This is a genomic window from Porphyromonas macacae DSM 20710 = JCM 13914 (assembly GCF_000379945.1).
GTDB lineage: Bacteria > Bacteroidota > Bacteroidia > Bacteroidales > Porphyromonadaceae > Porphyromonas > Porphyromonas macacae.
Map to the genome: position 1 here is coordinate 1 of NZ_KB904130.1, position 15,780 is coordinate 15,780.

Consider the following 15,780-nt stretch of genomic DNA (forward strand, 5'->3'; position numbering starts at 1 on the left):
TCGGCGTTTCAGACATATGGGCTTAGAGCAGGTCAAGATGGACTTCGCCTTTCTAGCTATGGCCTTTAATCTGAAGAAACTATGTGCTAAGGTTGCTCGAAAGGCGAAAAACACTCCCAAAAGACCTATATCAACCCTCAATCTCGGCCTCATGCGCTTCCACCTCCTCGAAAAACACAAAAATATCCCTCAAAGGCTAAAACCGGTGGCTTAACCAACCACAAACCAAAACTAAAAGGAGCTGCGCCAAAATTCATTTTGACACAGCCCCTTTATTTTTAATTAAAAAGTTAAATTCGTTTATTTGGAACATTAAACCGATAGTATATTACAATGTTGAAAGCTGTTAAACCTCTGGCAGAACGTATGCGTCCGAAAACGTTACAAGACTATTTCGGACAAAAACATCTGGTGGGTGAAGGAGCCATACTGCGTACCATGATAGACCAGGGGCGTGTGCCTTCCATGATTTTATGGGGACCTCCGGGTGTCGGCAAAACAACACTGGCAGAGATCATTGCCAAAACCGTAGATGTACGATTTTATACCCTCAGTGCCATAAATTCGGGTGTAAAGGATGTTCGGCAAATCATCGATGAAATCAACGGAGACAGCGGAAGTTTGTTCGACTCTCACGGACGCCCCATTTTATTTATTGATGAAATACACCGGTTCAGCAAAAGCCAGCAGGACTCTCTGCTGGGAGCTGTAGAACGGGGAGTGGTGACACTCATCGGAGCAACAACCGAAAATCCGAGTTTTGAAGTTATCCGTCCTTTGCTGTCGCGCTGTCAGGTATACACTCTCAAGCCGCTTTCGGATACGGACGTAATGAATCTGCTTCGCCATGCCATCGAACAAGATGAAATACTGGCTAAAAAAGATATCATCATCGAGGAGCAGGAGGCTCTATTACACTTTGCCGGAGGTGATGCCAGAAGGGCTTTGAACATGCTTGACATTCTGGTTTCTTCCGAAATTTCTCAGGAAATTTCAATAACAAACGAGTTGGTTAGAAATCGGATTCAGGAGAATCCGGCAGCTTTTGATAAAGGAGGAGAGATGCACTACGATATTGCTTCGGCTTTTATTAAGAGTATCAGAGGCAGTGATCCGGATGCAGCCCTGTACTGGCTGGCACGCCTGATCGATGGAGGTGAAGAACCGTCATTCATTGCCCGTCGTTTAGTTATTTCAGCAGCCGAAGATATCGGATTGGCCAATCCGAATGCTCTGCTTATAGCCAATGCCTGTGCTCAGGCCTTGGAGCGTCTGGGGTGGCCTGAAGGACGTATCCCGCTTGCAGAAGCCACCATATACCTGGCAAGCAGTGAAAAGAGCAATTCAGCCTATCTGGCCATCGATAAAGCATTGGAATTAGTCCGAAAAACAGGTAATTTACCCGTTCCACTACATTTGCGTAATGCTCCGACAGAATTGATGGCCGATCTGGGATACGGACAAGACTATAAATATGCTCATGATTATCCGGGACACTTTGTCCAACAGAATTACAGACCTGAAAAACTGACCGGTCTGGAGTTGTGGCGACCGGATGAAAGCACAGCCGCAGAACGAAAGATAAAAGAGCGATTAAATACCTTGTGGAATACCGAATCAAAAGGTTAAGGAAAAACGGTTAAAATAAGGTTGTAAAGGTTTTGCGGTATAAGTTTTGTTTAATACCTTTGTTAGCGTTGTAAATAAAAACGCAACAGATAACCTTTAACTTTAAAATATAAATTCAATCAATAATAAACTCAAAAATTATTCTGCTATGAAAAAGCACAATTTCTCTGCCGGCCCTTGCATCCTTAATGAGAAAGTAATCAAGAATTCTGCTGAGGCATGTCTTGACTTTGCCGGTACCAGTTTGTCAGTATTGGAAGTATCTCACCGCGGTAAAGAGTTCTCTGCCGTAATGGAAGAGGCTCGTAACCTGTTTAAGGAACTTATCGATGCTCCTGAAGGTTACGAATTGCTTTATTTGGGAGGTGGTGCGAGCTTGCAATTCTACCAAGCTCCTTTGAACTTGCTGAAAAAGAAAGCGGCTTATCTGAATACCGGTACCTGGTCAACCAATGCTATTAAGGAAGCTAAACTGGTTGGTGAAGTTGAAGTTGTTGCATCTTCCGAAGATAAGAACTTTACTTATATTCCTAAGAACTTCACAATTCCCGAAGATGTAGATTATTTCCACTTTACAAGCAACAACACGATTTACGGTACTGAAATCCGTAAAGATTTCGACACCAAAACACGTTTGGTTGCAGATATGTCTTCCGACATCTTTAGCCGTCCCGTAGACGTATCGAAATATGATCTGATTTATGGTGGTGCACAAAAGAATCTGGCTCCTGCCGGTGCTACATTCGTACTGGTTCGTCGCGATGCTCTGGGCCACGTAGACCGTCCGTTACCCACCATGTTGAACTATGAAACTCATATTAAGAAAGATTCCATGTTCAATACTCCTCCTGTATTCCCTGTTTATGTTGCTTTGCAAACATTGAAATGGTACAAAGAAATGGGTGGCGTAAAAGTTATGGAGAAGAGAGCAATCGAAAAGGCTTCTATTCTCTACGACGAAATAGACCGTAATAAAATCTTCCGTGGTACCACAGCCGTAGAAGACCGCTCTCTGATGAACGTATGCTTCGTTATGAACGATGAATACAAAGAGTTGGAGCCTGAATTTGCAGCATTTGCCAGCGAACGCGGTATGGTGGGAATCAAAGGACACCGTTCTGTCGGTGGCTTCCGTGCAAGCTTGTATAATGCTATGCCTATCGAAAGCGTTAAGGCCTTGATCGATTGCATGACGGAATTCGAGCGTAAACACTAAAAATTTCAATCTATTGAAAATGCGAAAGATGTGAACACAGATTTATCTACATCCGTCATATCGCTAAATAATCAATCAAAAGAATTGGCTTGTGGAGTCGAGTAATCGACTCTAATGAGTCAATTCTTTATCATTATTAAAAACATAAAAAACTAAATCATGAAAAGAGTTTTAGTTGCAACGGAGAAACCGTTCGCTGCAGCCGCAGTTAAAGGAATTAAAGAAGTACTGGATAACGCTAAATATGAAACGGTTCTGTTAGAAAAATATACAGATAAGGCAGACTTACTGAAAGCCGTTGCCAATGCAGATGCTATTATCATCAGAAGCGACAAAGTAGATGCTGAAGTATTGGATGCTGCCAAAAATCTGAAAATTGTGGTCCGTGCAGGTGCCGGATACGACAACGTAGACTTGGAAGCAGCCAACAAACACAATGTTTGTGTAATGAATACCCCGGGACAAAACTCCAACGCTGTTGCCGAACTCGTTTTCGGCATGTTGGTTTTTGCCGTACGTAACCGCTTCAACGGTAAAGCCGGTTCTGAGTTGAAAGACAAGAAAATCGGTATTTTGGCTTTTGGTAATGTAGGACGCAATGTGGCTCGTATCGCAAAAGGTTTTGGAATGGAAGTTCTGGCATACGATGCCTTTGTTCCGGCCGAATCTATCAAGGAAATGGGCTTTACACCTGTGGCTTCTGTAGCAGAATTATTCGAGAAAAGCGATATCGTTTCTTTACACGCTCCTGCCACTCCGGAAACCCGTAAGTCAATCAACTATGAGTTAGTTGCGAAGATGCCCAAAGGCGGTGTCATCGTCAACACGGCCAGAAAAGAGATCATCGACGAAGAAGGTATCTTAAAAGCCATGATGGAGCGTGAAGATATTCGCTATGCCACAGATATCATGCCGGATAATCATGCCGAGATGACAGAAAAACTGGGAGATCGCTACTTCTCTACTCCTAAAAAAATGGGAGCGCAAACAGCTGAAGCAAACAGCAATGCCGGCTTAGCAGCTGCAAACCAAATTGTGGCTTATTTCGAGAAGGGGGATGAACGCTTCCGTGTAAACAAATAATCCGACATTCCCGTTTTATTAAAAAAATAATGAACAGGCGATGAGGAGAGTGATAGAATCTTATCTTTGAATACTTTCTTATCGCCTGTTTTTTGCAAATAATTTATAAAGGTTGAAACTATGGCTATCATAAAACCATTTAAAGGAGTTCGTCCTCCCAAAAATTTAGTTGAACAGGTTTGTTCTCGCCCCTACGACGTATTGAGTTCGGAAGAAGCTCGTGAAGAAGCTAAGGGTAATGAGAAATCCTTATACCACATCATCCGCCCGGAAATAGATTTCCCCGCAGGCACGGATGAGCATGACCCGAAAGTTTACGACAAAGCTGCCGAAAACTTCAAAATGTTTCAGGACAAAGGCTGGTTGATTCAAGATAACAAAGAATGTTACTATGTATATGCACAAACAATGAATGGCAAAACACAATACGGCCTTGTTGTGGGAGCATACGTAGAGGACTACTTGAATGGTGTAATCAAAAAACACGAACTCACCCGTCGTGACAAAGAAGAGGACCGCATGAAGCACGTTCGTGTAAACGATGCTAATATCGAACCGGTATTCTTTGCTTATCCTGACAACGACGAAATCGATGCCATTGTGGCAAAATATACGGCTAAAACCCCGGAGTACGATTTTGTGGCCGAATTCGACGGTTTTGGACACCAGGTTTGGATCATTGATGAAGAGAAAGATATTGCACGTATAACCGAACTCTTCAAAGCCATGCCTGCACTTTATATTGCCGACGGGCACCACAGATCTGCTGCTGCAGCCTTGGTGGGAGCCGAAAAAGCAAAAAACAACCCCAGCCATCGTGGCGATGAAGAGTATAATTACTTCATGGCTGTTTGTTTCCCGGCGAACCAACTGACTATCATAGACTATAACCGTGTGGTAAAAGATCTTAATGGTCTGAGCGAAGAGCAATTTTTGGAGAAACTGAAAGAGAATTTCATTGTAGAAAAGAAAGGTAAAGACATTTACAAACCTTCAAAACTACACAACTTCTCATTGTATATGGGTGGAGAATGGTACTCTTTGACAGCTAAGGAAGGTACCTATAACGATAATGACCCTATCGGCGTTTTGGATGTAACAATCAGTAGCGATTTGATTTTACATGATATTCTCGGTATCGAAGATCTTCGTTCAAGCAAACGGATAGACTTCGTAGGCGGCATCAGAGGCCTCGGAGAGTTGAAGAAAAGAGTGGATAGCGGCGAAATGAAGATTGCCTTGGCTCTTTATCCGGTTACCATGAAACAGATCATCGATATTGCGGATTCCGGAAATATCATGCCTCCCAAAACCACATGGTTCGAACCGAAACTGCGCTCCGGTCTGATCATCCATAAACTTAGCTGACAATTAAGATTATAAAACCTTCACAGAACGGGCGCATTTGGGAAATGATATCTTCCGTATGCGCTTGTTCTGCGTTTTTAATAATAACCTTGTATATGAAAAAAAGAATTCTATTTGGTGCGGCTTTGGTCTTTTCGGGCATTCTTTTCCCCACGAAAAGCTCTGCCTGTACTGATTTTATTGTAGGTAAAGATGCCTCTACCGATGGCTCTGTGATAATTAGCTATGCGGCCGACTCGCACACTTTGTACGGCGAATTGTATTTCTGGCAGGCAGCCAGTTGGGCAAAAGGTACCATGAGACAGATTGTCGAATGGGACAGCCACAAACCTCTGGGTTTCATTCCTGAAGCAGGCAGAACTTATCAAGTGGTGGGTAACATGAATGAACATCAGGTAGCTATCACAGAAAGTACATGGGGAGGGAGAAAAGAACTGGCCGAAGCCAACGGTATCATGGATTACGGCAGCCTCATATACGTGGCTCTTCAGCGTTCTAAAACAGCCCGTGAAGCTATCAATGTAATGACAAGTCTCGTTAAAGAATACGGATATGCCAGCTCGGGTGAAAGCTTCACCGTTGCCGATAAAAATGAAGTTTGGATACTCGAATTGATCGGTAAAGGCCCCAAGAAAAAAGGTGCTGTATGGGTAGCCATCAGAATTCCCGACAATGCGATCAGCGGACATGCCAATCAGGCTCGCATCCAACAAATACCTTTCGGCGATAAAGAGAATTGCATGTACGAACCGGATGTAGTTAATCTGGCACGTGAGATGGGCTGGTATAAAGGTTCTGATAAAGATTTCAGTTTTCAAGCAGCATATAACCCATACGATGCAGGAGGTTTAAGAGGATGTGAGGCTCGTGTATGGAGTTTCTTCCGCAAGTTCAGTAAAGAGATGGATCAATATCTTCCTTTCCTGCAAAACAAAGGCGGTAAACCGATGCCTCTCTACATCATTCCGGACAGAAAGGTTTCTGTGGCTGATGTACGCGATGCGATGCGCGATCACTATGAAGGTACGGCTTTCTGTATGACCAACGACCCCGGTGCCGGCCCTTATAAAGTACCCTACCGCTGGCGTCCGATGAGCTATGAGGTAAACGGTCAGCAATATGTAAACGAACGTGCAGTGGCTACTCAGCAGACAGGTTTTGTTCTGGTAGCCCAATTGCGTAACAAACTGCCTGATGAAGTAGGCGGCGTACTGTGGTTCGGCGTAGATGATGCAGATATGACTGTATTTACTCCTATTTATTGCTCCGTGAACCGTGTTCCCGAATGCTACCGCGTGGGTAACGGCGACATGATGCACTTCTCCTGGACTTCTGCTTTCTGGGTTCGCAACTGGGTTGCCAATATGGCTTATGCCCGTTATTCACCCATGATTGCAGACATCAGACCGGTACAACAGTCTCTGGAAAGGATGTATGACCAGCATCAGGCTATGGTGGACCGTGAAGCTGTACGTCTGCTAAAAGAAGATCCGGCTAAAGCACGTGCATTCCTGACGGATTATTCATCGGAAACTGCTGAAAATTCTGTAGAACGGTGGAAACGTTTAGGTGAATATCTCCTCGTAAAATATATGGACGGTAACCTTAAAAAAGAAGAAAACGGCAGCTTCAAAACCAATGGATACGGTTTGAGTGCAACGCCGGACTTCCCCGGATACGACAAAGCGTTTTATGAAAACATCGTAAAAGCTACCGGTGACCATCTGAAAACGAACTAAATAGAAATCTAACACATCTCTAATCTCGAAGAGGACTGTGCCGAAAATGATATTTCGACACGGTCCTCTTTTTATATACTCACAGAGATCAGAGAGTTTGCATAAATATCCGGTTACAAAACAAAGAAACGGCACGGTAATATTTTTATAAAGCATATAAAACCTTTCACAATAAAATTTATATCCATTATTCAAGATATATTGGATACCTTTGCAAAAGATTCATCGAGGGAGGGTGAAATTCCCTGCCGGTGGTAAAGTCCACAACTCTCCAAGATTATCTTTGGGGACTGATATGGTGAAATTCCATAACCGACGGTCAAAGTCCGGATGGAAGTTGGATCAAATTGGATTAGGCTGTATTTTCCATGCACATATTCTTCGTGCATTCATCTTCCTCATTCTCTGTGAAATCGTATTTTAAAATCTTAAATTTATTACAAAGAGATGAAAACTATCAATCACTTTGGTGAAACTTATCAGGAGAGGGTTGAAGCAGCTGTTAAGTCACTGCAAGAGGGACAAGGTATTTTATTGGTCGATGACGAAGATCGCGAAAACGAGGGTGATATCATTTTCCCGACAGTAAATCTGACACCCCAAAATATGGCCTTAATGATCCGGGAGTGCAGCGGCATTGTTTGTCTTTGCCTGAAACCCGAAAAATGTGAAACCCTGCAATTACCACCCATGGTTTCGGATAATACTTGTAAAAATAAGACTGCTTTCACCATATCTATCGAGGCCAGAGAGGGAGTAACCACCGGGGTTTCTGCTGCAGATCGTGTGCAAACCATAAAAACAGCTACCCACCCAGAAGCCAAAGCAGAAGATTTGGTTCATCCGGGGCACGTATTCCCTTTGCGTGCATGTGGGAGAGGTGTTTTTGAACGTCGCGGACATACGGAAGGAAGTATTGATATTGTCAGCATTGCAGGATTGGGAGATTCTGCCGTATTATGCGAACTGACCAACGAAGATGGCACCATGGCACGTCTGCCTCAAATTATTGACTTCGGTATCGCTCACAATATGCCCGTGCTTACCATCGAAGACATTTATCAGTACAGAAAAGCTCACGCACTTTAGTTTTTATAGTATACCACAACAAAAATCCGGTTCCATAAGGCTATATAAAAGCTTTGAGGGACCGGATTCTATTTGTTTTTATCCTTTCAATAATCTATTAGACTGTCTAAAAATCATTCGAAATACAGCGATTTTTTTATGCCCGAAGTAAACAGTCTTATTTAGTGTCTTTCTTTACTGATAATTCATCCTTTGGACTTGTTTTTCTTTTGCATTCTTACTCATTAACAGATTAATTAATACTATATGGCTGAAAAGACCTCCGTATTAGACGGCAATAGCTATCTTTGTATATTAAGTTTCATGCTCCGAATTCTGTTTTTGTTATAATAAAGTATAAGGGAACATGTTCACAGCCTGCCCGGTTATAATAATCTTATAAACGACATCAGGCATATCAGAGGCAACTAATGTTGTTTGACTATTATTGAGGATGATTGATATACAGTTTGACCGAAACGATTTGAATACTTTTGCCCAATACGCAAATGGAGCAAACCGTATCTCATTGATAGCCCATGTGGGGCCGGATGGCGATACTGTCGGAAGCGTATTGGGTCTGGCTTCCATCTTACGTGCGGTGTATCCTGAAATTAAGATTTATACCATAGTACCGGATACCGTACCGAATTATCTCAATTTTGTCCCTGGTTTTGATAACCTTATCTGTTATGAAGAAACCCCGAAAAAAACAGTCGAAGCCATTCGCTCAAGCGAACTGATCGGGTGTATAGATTTCAATACGAAGAGGCGCATGCAGCATGAAGAAATGCAAAAAGCCGTTTCCGAGAGCCAGGCACATTGCTTTATGATCGATCATCACCCTTATCCCGAAACCTCTTCTTTCGATCTGGTCTTCAGCTATACACAGGTTTCTTCGACGGCAGAATTGATGTATTATTGGGTCCGGGCAATGGGTTGGGAAAAACATATCGGCAAAGAAGCGGCAGAAGCTCTGCTCTGCGGCATCATCACCGATACAGGCTGTTTCATGCATAATTCTTCCCGTGCCGAAACCTACGGGGCCGTTATGGGGTTAATCAAGTCCGGTGCAGACAAAGCCGCTGTGATAAATGCCCTGTTTCACCGTTCGCGTGAAAGCCAGATCAGGCTGAAAGGTTTTGTGCTGAATGAAAAAATGACTTTGTTGAAAGACAAGAAAGCAGCCTATATCACGTTAAATAAAAAAGAGCTGTCTTCTTTCCATGCAGAAAAAGGCGACACCGAGGGTTTTGTCAATATTCCTCTGGATATAGATGGCATACGCTGCAGTTGCCTGATACGTGAAGATGAAGACCAGATAAAAATATCGCTCCGCTCATTAAACGATTTTCCTGTAAACGGTATTGCCACACGGGCTTTTGGCGGTGGCGGACACATCAATGCCGCAGGAGCCGAGTATGACGGCACACCGGAAGAGGCGTTGGCAATATTTCTGAGGGAGTTGGATGTGGAGAATGAAATCTACGATCGGAAGAAAAATATAAAAAATGAATAAAATAAGTTTATGAATAAAAGGACATTCATCTCGTTATTAAGTATGATCTTGCTGGTGGGGGCAACCTTCTCTTCTTGTCGTGACAGTAAGTACAAGTCTCTCTCCGAATTGAAGCGCGATCAGAAAAAAGCCATCGAAAGATTTATCAAAGAAAAAAAGATCAGCGTTGTGGAACTGAGCGATACCAAACTGCCCGATCCGTATAATAAGGATGTTTATTACAAGTTTCCTAACGGTTTGTATATGAAGATTATAGATCCGGGTAAAACGAAACCGGAGGTCGATAAAACTCATGTATTTCTGAAATTTGCAGGTCAGCTATTCCTCGACAAGGTTTATTTAGAATTCAATTCCATAGCGAATCCGCGTTATCAGCCCACAGAATTTATTTACCGGAACTATTATCTCGCCGGTGAGATTCACTATTCATTGGTACAACTCGGTATTCCCGGCTATTCTCTGGATGAATTAATGTGCGAAGGTCTGGCTTATCCGATGGCACATCTCGGAGAGGGTGCCCGGGTTTCGCTAATCGTTCCGTTTACATTAGGTTCATCCACTTATTACAAAATGGGATACCCAATGTATATAGAGGAAGCTTATTATACATTTAAGAAATAAAAAAGATCGGAAATCATGACACTGATAAAGTCCATATCCGGCATTCGGGGTACTATCGGCGGTTCCATTCAAGATGGACTTAACCCTGTGAGCATAGCCCAGTTTACGGCATCTTATGCCCAATTCATACGCCAACGAAGCGGCAAAGAAAATCCCCTTATCGTAGTCGGACGGGATGCCCGTCCGAGCGGGCCCATGGTCAAGCAGATCGTAATCGGCACGTTGATGGGTATGGGATCCCATGTAATAGATATAGATTTGGCAACGACTCCTACAACGGAAATGGCCGTAACAGGCAAAAAAGCCGATGGCGGTATTATCCTGACAGCCAGCCACAATCCTGAGATTTGGAATGCGCTGAAGCTGTTGAATAGCGAAGGCGAGTTCCTGAATGACGCCGAGGGCAAAGAGATACTTCGCCTTGCCGAAAGCGATGAGTTGCAGTTTGTACCGGTAGACCGATTGGGACAGGTGATAGAAAGCTGCAGCTATCTGGAATCGCATATTGAAGCCGTTCTGAAAGCTCCCGGCGTAGATACGGAGGCAATCAGAAAAGCCGCTTTCCGTGTGGCTTTTGACAGTGTAAACTCTGTTGGCGGCATCGCTTTGCCAGCGTTGTTGTCTGCCTTAGGAGTTAAAGAAATTTATCCGCTCAATGAGGAGCCTCATGGACACTTTGCCCATAATCCGGAACCTCTGCCGCATCATTTGGTCGATATTTGCAATCTGGTACGTCAGACGAAAGCCGATGTGGCTTTTGTGGTAGACCCCGATGTGGACCGGCTGGCTATTATCGATGAGCTTGGAAACTGTTTTGGCGAGGAATATACACTGGTATCCGTAGCCGACTATCTGTTGAAACTGAACGGGGGAGGAAATACGGCCTCGAACCTCAGTTCAACAAGAGCTTTGCGTGATGTAACGGAAAAGCACGGAGGCCTCTATGCCGCCGCCGCCGTAGGTGAAGTGAATGTGGTAGCTAAAATGAAAGAAATCGGTGCTCTTATCGGAGGTGAAGGCAATGGCGGTATCATCTATCCGGCTTTGCACTACGGACGGGATGCACTTATGGGAATCGCTCTGTTCCTAAGCCTTCTGGCTAAAGAAAAAGTATCCGTAAGTGAGCTGAAAAAGCAATATCCGGCATATTTTATGAGCAAACAACGAGTGGATTTACCCGATGGAACCGACAGTCTTGCATTACTGAATAAATTTGCCGAAGCCATGAAACAGGGAGGTCAAGGTGAAGTTTGTTTGGTAGATGGTGTAAAAATCGATATGCCAGACCGTTGGGTACATGTGCGCCGAAGCAATACGGAACCCATTATTCGTATTTATACAGAAGCACCGACAGAACAGGATGCACAATCGCTGGCTGATTGCTTTAAGGATATTGTCATAAGTTATTTGGCTTAATATTCCACCTCATACATCATCTTATTAAGGCATACATCCGGAGAATTATAAAATTTCGGCAAGTATGCTTCTCATAACTCTTATTTAACAGATAGCATCTTTGGCTAGGAATAAAAAAATATTGCCCCTTCTACAAGGGGTAACGATAACAGATTTGGCTTCGGAGGGTAAGGCTCTGTTTCACCACGAAGGAATGGTGGTGTTCGTTCCGTTCGGAGCACCGGGTGACGTATGCGATGTGCAAATCGTGAGCAAAAAAAAGAATTTCATGGAAGGGAGGATTGTACATATGATAGAGCCTTCACCTATAAGACGTTCTCCCATATGCGACCATTTCGGATATTGCGGCGGTTGTAAATGGCAGCACTTGCCGTATGAGGAACAGCTCAAAATGAAAAACCGAACTGTCTGTGATGCCATGGAGCGAATCGGGAAACTGATCATACCCGAATACTTGCCCATATTGGAATCTGAAACAGAGTATCGCTACCGGAATAAACTGGAGTTCAGTTTCAGCCATAAACGCTGGTTGCTGCCACACGAAAAAGACCAGGCAGGAGAAACCATCACCGAACCCGGGCTGGGTTTTCATATTCCCGGTATGTTCGATAAGGTTCTGGATATACATTATTGCCATTTGGGAGATCGATTTGCAGACGAAATACGTTTGTTTATCCGCAACTTCTGTTTGGAGCATATCGAAGACTATCCTTTTTTCGATTTGAAATTGCAGGAAGGGCTCATGCGTAACCTTATGGTGCGAACGGCTTCGACCGGTCAGACCATGGTATTGCTGAGTTTCTACCATAATGACGAAACAAATATAAAGAGATTGCTGGATGCCGTTCGTTTACATTTCCCGAAAATCACGTCCTTAATATATGTAATCAACCCCAAAGCAAACGATACGTTCGGCGACTTGGAAATCCTCTGTCATAGCGGTCAGGATTACATCGAAGAAGAAATGGAAGGATTGAAATTCCGTATCGGAGCAAAATCTTTTTACCAAACCAATAGCCGTCAGGCTCACCGTCTCTATGAAGTAGCCCGCTCTTTTGCCGCACTTACGGGTAATGAATTAGTTTATGACCTCTATACAGGAACAGGTACAATAGCTAATTTTATAGCCCGAAAAGCTTGTCGGGTAATAGGTGTGGAATATGTGCCGGAAGCCATTGAAGATGCCGAATTGAACAGCAAAGTCAACGGTATTGAGAACACGCTGTTTTACGCAGGAGATATGAAGGATGTGCTCAATGAAGATTTCATCGTCAAGCATGGCCGCCCGGATGTAATCATTACCGATCCACCCCGTGCCGGTATGCATCCCGACGTGATCAAAACCATCTTGAGAGCAACACCGCAACGGATCGTTTATGTAAGTTGCAATCCAGCCACACAAGCACGAGATTTGTCCCTGTTGGTAGAATCGGGTACATATAAGATTCTTAAAAGCCGTGCTGTGGATATGTTTCCACAAACACATCATGTAGAAAACGTCGTCTTACTGGAACGTTGTTGACAAAGATCCCTATCCTATCATAATAGTTCGACACAATTTGCACCCTATCTCCGTACTTAAGTTCGAATGCCTTTGGGGAGGATTGGCACATGAAACGTTATGAACAAAATGAGATTCAGGTGATACTGTCGTCCCATGTAAACCTTCAAAAGTTACCTCCATAAAAAAAACATCAAAAGATTTTCCCTACACCACTATTGCAACCTTTCCAAAGGGGACAAAAATCTATTCGTATTACTTTATCCTTAAATTTACAGAGGTGTTGTTCTTGATACCGGAGTGTGCTTTTATTTTTAATGGAATATGCAATTTCACTGCTTTTATGTATTTTTGAGTTATGCAAGTCTTCCACTTTTCGGAGAAAAAAGCAGATTACGGGTACCGTGAAAATGAGAATTAAAGAATAACTTAAAGTCTGTCGAAATTATGTTGTTATTTGCCGTTATTATAGCATTTGTCCTATTGCTTATTTTTTATGGAATTTCTTTATTCAACACCCTCATAAAAAACAAAGCCTATGCTGCCGAAGCTTACAGTGGCATCGATGTTCAACTAAAAAGAAGATACGACCTCATTCCTAACCTTGTATCTGCAGTCAAGGGCTACGTCAAACATGAGGAAAGCGTTTTTCTTAAAGTTACGGAAGCGAGAACTCGCATTATGTCGGCTACTACTGCACAAGAGCGTTTTGATGCAGAAAACATGTTGAGTCAAAGTTTAAAATCGCTTTTTGCCGTATCCGAAAGTTACCCCACATTGAAATCCGATACATCCTTTCTCAGCCTGCAACAAAAATTGTATGATATTGAACAAGAACTGGAACAAGCAAGACGTTACTACAACGCCGTCGTGAGAAATTACAACATACTGGTGGAGTCATTTCCAAGCAATGTCGTGGCCAGAATGTTCGGATTCGGACTGCTTACATACTTTGAATTGGATAACGAAGAAGAACGCAAAAATCCCGAAGTTAAACTCGATTAAACCATTAAGATTCTTTTTACTACTAAAAACATATTACAGAGGAGCATTGTGTTTCCTCTGTTTGTTTTATTATGTATCCTGTTTCCCAAAAATATACTCTGGGACAATCTTCAGAAGAGCGAGGTATTTCTTTTCATGCCGAACTGACTGTGAAAAACTCCGGACTTTTGGAAGTTACCGAAACCATTAAAATTTATGCCAACGGAGAAAAATTCAAACGAGGTGTTTATCGAATTCTCCCGGCCAGACGTTTTATCAACGGCAGAAAAGTCAACATATCTTATAAAATCCTTTCTGTACATAAAAACGGAGAACAAGAACCCTTTTTCGAAAAAGAAGGCCAAGAAGAGGATACATAATATATATCGGGGAAATGTTGTCCTAAATAAATTATGAGTGAGGAGTAACCCGTTGAGGCATACGGCCCAACGAAAAAAGAAGTTTTAATCCCCCCTTTGCTCCTAAATTATTGTCATCCGGAGAGGGAGTGAAGGGTTCGTTAAGCCACTTTTCAAGATAAATTTTGGTAAAAGTGTGATCCTTAACAAAACGGCAAGGTTTGCCAGCCCCACTTATAACAAGCAGTATGCTTTAGCCAACACAGTACTAACATCGTTGTTAAAGCGCTCCATACCTGAATCTCCACGGCATTGCGAGATGTCCCAATAAAGCTCTTTATACGTAGCAATTGCTTGAGATTGCGGAAGAAGATTTCGATTTGCCACCGCAACTTGTAGAGCTCTGCTGTCCAAAATATTCGAAAGTCGCATAGTAGATGCCTCTGAATACCCTGCTATTTCTGTGGGCGTTCTGATAAGCGATGGTAGATTTAGAAGGTTCATGAGCTATTCCTAAGTGGTTGAGATTGCCATTGGCAGAATTAAGACCATTGTAAATATCCCTTACAGAACAGAATCGCAATTTAAGAATTGACTGAACATCATACCAATAAACTGACTCCAAGTATAGTAGCTCTTGCAATGTTTATCTGTACCAGACGCTCGAATAATCTTTCTAATCTTTTCTTTCCGCAGTTTACCGATGGCTTGCGCAAAGACTGTTATAAAGGAAGTAGAAGAGTTGGCACTCTTTAACTAAGGTAACATTTTTGTCCCTTAGCTCTACTTCCTTTTTTTCGATGAGTATCAAAATGTTTAGGACAACATTGATGGAAAAACCATAGTTTTACTTTCAGATATTTGCATAATTACGGAAAAGAAGTATCTTTGCAGAGCAATTGCGGAAGTAGCTCAGTTGGTAGAGCACAACCTTGCCAAGGTTGGGGTCGCGGGTTCGAATCCCGTCTTCCGCTCTGAATGCCCAGGTGGCGGAATTGGTAGACGCGCTCGTTTCAGGTGCGAGTGTTTAACGACGTGCAGGTTCGATTCCTGTCCTGGGCACATTCCCTCTTCATTCTCAAAAACATCTTAAAAGAGTTTTGCTCTTTTATGCGCGGGTGGTGGAATTGGTAGACACGCTACTTTGAGGGGGTAGTGCCGGTAACGGCGTGTGAGTTCAAGTCTCATCTCGCGTACTCTATGAAGGCTATAAGATCATCGGTGAGGTGTCTTGTAGCCTTTTATTATATTTATTACTTGAATTCCAACAATAAAGA

At 42.9% G+C, this 15,780-nt stretch carries 14 protein-coding genes, 3 tRNA genes, 1 pseudogene and 1 riboswitch; of the genes and pseudogenes, 16 read left to right on the forward strand and 2 right to left on the reverse strand.

Going from position 1 to position 15,780, the window contains the following annotated elements:
* From A3GI_RS10540 to A3GI_RS0104715, 13 genes are all read left to right on the forward strand, one after another.
* Nucleotides 1-214: hypothetical protein (locus tag A3GI_RS10540; RefSeq protein WP_018360315.1), on the forward strand; the 214-nt coding region annotated here is incomplete at its 5' end.
* Nucleotides 215-333: 119 nt separating this feature from the next.
* Complete coding sequence (locus A3GI_RS0104660; RefSeq protein WP_018360316.1) at nucleotides 334-1,629, forward strand: replication-associated recombination protein A; 1,296 nt, start codon at nucleotides 334-336, stop codon at nucleotides 1,627-1,629.
* A 148-nt stretch (nucleotides 1,630-1,777) separates the two neighbouring features.
* On the forward strand, nucleotides 1,778-2,845 hold the full coding sequence (serC, locus tag A3GI_RS0104665; RefSeq protein WP_018360317.1) for a 3-phosphoserine/phosphohydroxythreonine transaminase: 1,068 nt from the start codon (nucleotides 1,778-1,780) through the stop codon (nucleotides 2,843-2,845).
* A 159-nt stretch (nucleotides 2,846-3,004) separates the two neighbouring features.
* Nucleotides 3,005-3,928: a 3-phosphoglycerate dehydrogenase gene (locus A3GI_RS0104670; protein ID WP_018360318.1), complete on the forward strand. Its 924-nt coding sequence runs from the start codon at nucleotides 3,005-3,007 to the stop codon at nucleotides 3,926-3,928.
* A gap of 120 nt (nucleotides 3,929-4,048) precedes the next feature.
* Nucleotides 4,049-5,296, forward strand: a complete 1,248-nt coding sequence (locus tag A3GI_RS0104675; protein WP_018360319.1) for a DUF1015 domain-containing protein — start codon at nucleotides 4,049-4,051, stop codon at nucleotides 5,294-5,296.
* A gap of 95 nt (nucleotides 5,297-5,391) precedes the next feature.
* On the forward strand, nucleotides 5,392-7,035 hold the full coding sequence (locus tag A3GI_RS0104680) for a dipeptidase (RefSeq protein ID WP_018360320.1): 1,644 nt from the start codon (nucleotides 5,392-5,394) through the stop codon (nucleotides 7,033-7,035).
* 217 nt (nucleotides 7,036-7,252) lie between these two features.
* A riboswitch (FMN riboswitch) is annotated at nucleotides 7,253-7,381 on the forward strand.
* A gap of 101 nt (nucleotides 7,382-7,482) precedes the next feature.
* Nucleotides 7,483-8,124 carry a 3,4-dihydroxy-2-butanone-4-phosphate synthase gene (ribB, locus tag A3GI_RS0104685; protein WP_018360321.1) on the forward strand — a complete coding sequence of 214 codons (642 nt, stop codon included), beginning with the start codon at nucleotides 7,483-7,485 and terminating at the stop codon, nucleotides 8,122-8,124.
* 433 nt (nucleotides 8,125-8,557) lie between these two features.
* Entirely contained in the window at nucleotides 8,558-9,622 is a 1,065-nt protein-coding gene (locus A3GI_RS10545; protein ID WP_018360322.1) for a DHH family phosphoesterase, read from the forward strand.
* A 9-nt stretch (nucleotides 9,623-9,631) separates the two neighbouring features.
* A complete protein-coding gene (locus A3GI_RS0104695; RefSeq protein ID WP_025079636.1) occupies nucleotides 9,632-10,243 on the forward strand; it encodes a DUF4827 family protein in 612 nt (203 codons plus the stop codon).
* Nucleotides 10,244-10,258: 15 nt separating this feature from the next.
* Entirely contained in the window at nucleotides 10,259-11,659 is a 1,401-nt protein-coding gene (gene glmM, locus A3GI_RS0104700; protein ID WP_018360324.1) for a phosphoglucosamine mutase, read from the forward strand.
* A gap of 100 nt (nucleotides 11,660-11,759) precedes the next feature.
* Nucleotides 11,760-13,181: a 23S rRNA (uracil(1939)-C(5))-methyltransferase RlmD gene (gene rlmD, locus A3GI_RS0104705; RefSeq protein ID WP_025079635.1), complete on the forward strand. Its 1,422-nt coding sequence runs from the start codon at nucleotides 11,760-11,762 to the stop codon at nucleotides 13,179-13,181.
* Nucleotides 13,182-13,607: 426 nt separating this feature from the next.
* Nucleotides 13,608-14,165: a LemA family protein gene (locus tag A3GI_RS0104710; protein ID WP_018360326.1), complete on the forward strand. Its 558-nt coding sequence runs from the start codon at nucleotides 13,608-13,610 to the stop codon at nucleotides 14,163-14,165.
* Between the two features lie 71 nt (nucleotides 14,166-14,236).
* On the forward strand, nucleotides 14,237-14,524 hold the full coding sequence (locus A3GI_RS0104715; RefSeq protein WP_018360327.1) for a DUF2207 domain-containing protein: 288 nt from the start codon (nucleotides 14,237-14,239) through the stop codon (nucleotides 14,522-14,524).
* A gap of 31 nt (nucleotides 14,525-14,555) precedes the next feature.
* Here the strand turns inward: A3GI_RS0104715 and A3GI_RS12005 are convergent.
* Nucleotides 14,556-14,910: pseudogene (locus A3GI_RS12005) on the reverse strand (transposase); the annotation flags it as partial.
* A 157-nt stretch (nucleotides 14,911-15,067) separates the two neighbouring features.
* The gene (locus tag A3GI_RS11925) at nucleotides 15,068-15,229 is read right to left on the reverse strand and encodes a DUF4372 domain-containing protein (protein WP_316928491.1); all 162 of its coding nucleotides are present in this window, start codon (nucleotides 15,227-15,229) and stop codon (nucleotides 15,068-15,070) included.
* Between the two features lie 175 nt (nucleotides 15,230-15,404).
* Here A3GI_RS11925 and A3GI_RS0104720 point away from each other — a divergent pair.
* From A3GI_RS0104720 to A3GI_RS0104730, 3 genes are all read left to right on the forward strand, one after another.
* Nucleotides 15,405-15,477: transfer RNA gene (locus A3GI_RS0104720), tRNA-Gly, on the forward strand.
* Nucleotides 15,478-15,483: 6 nt separating this feature from the next.
* Nucleotides 15,484-15,565: transfer RNA gene (locus A3GI_RS0104725), tRNA-Leu, on the forward strand.
* 50 nt (nucleotides 15,566-15,615) lie between these two features.
* A tRNA-Leu gene (locus tag A3GI_RS0104730) sits at nucleotides 15,616-15,699 on the forward strand.
* Nucleotides 15,700-15,780: the final 81 nt, after the last annotated feature.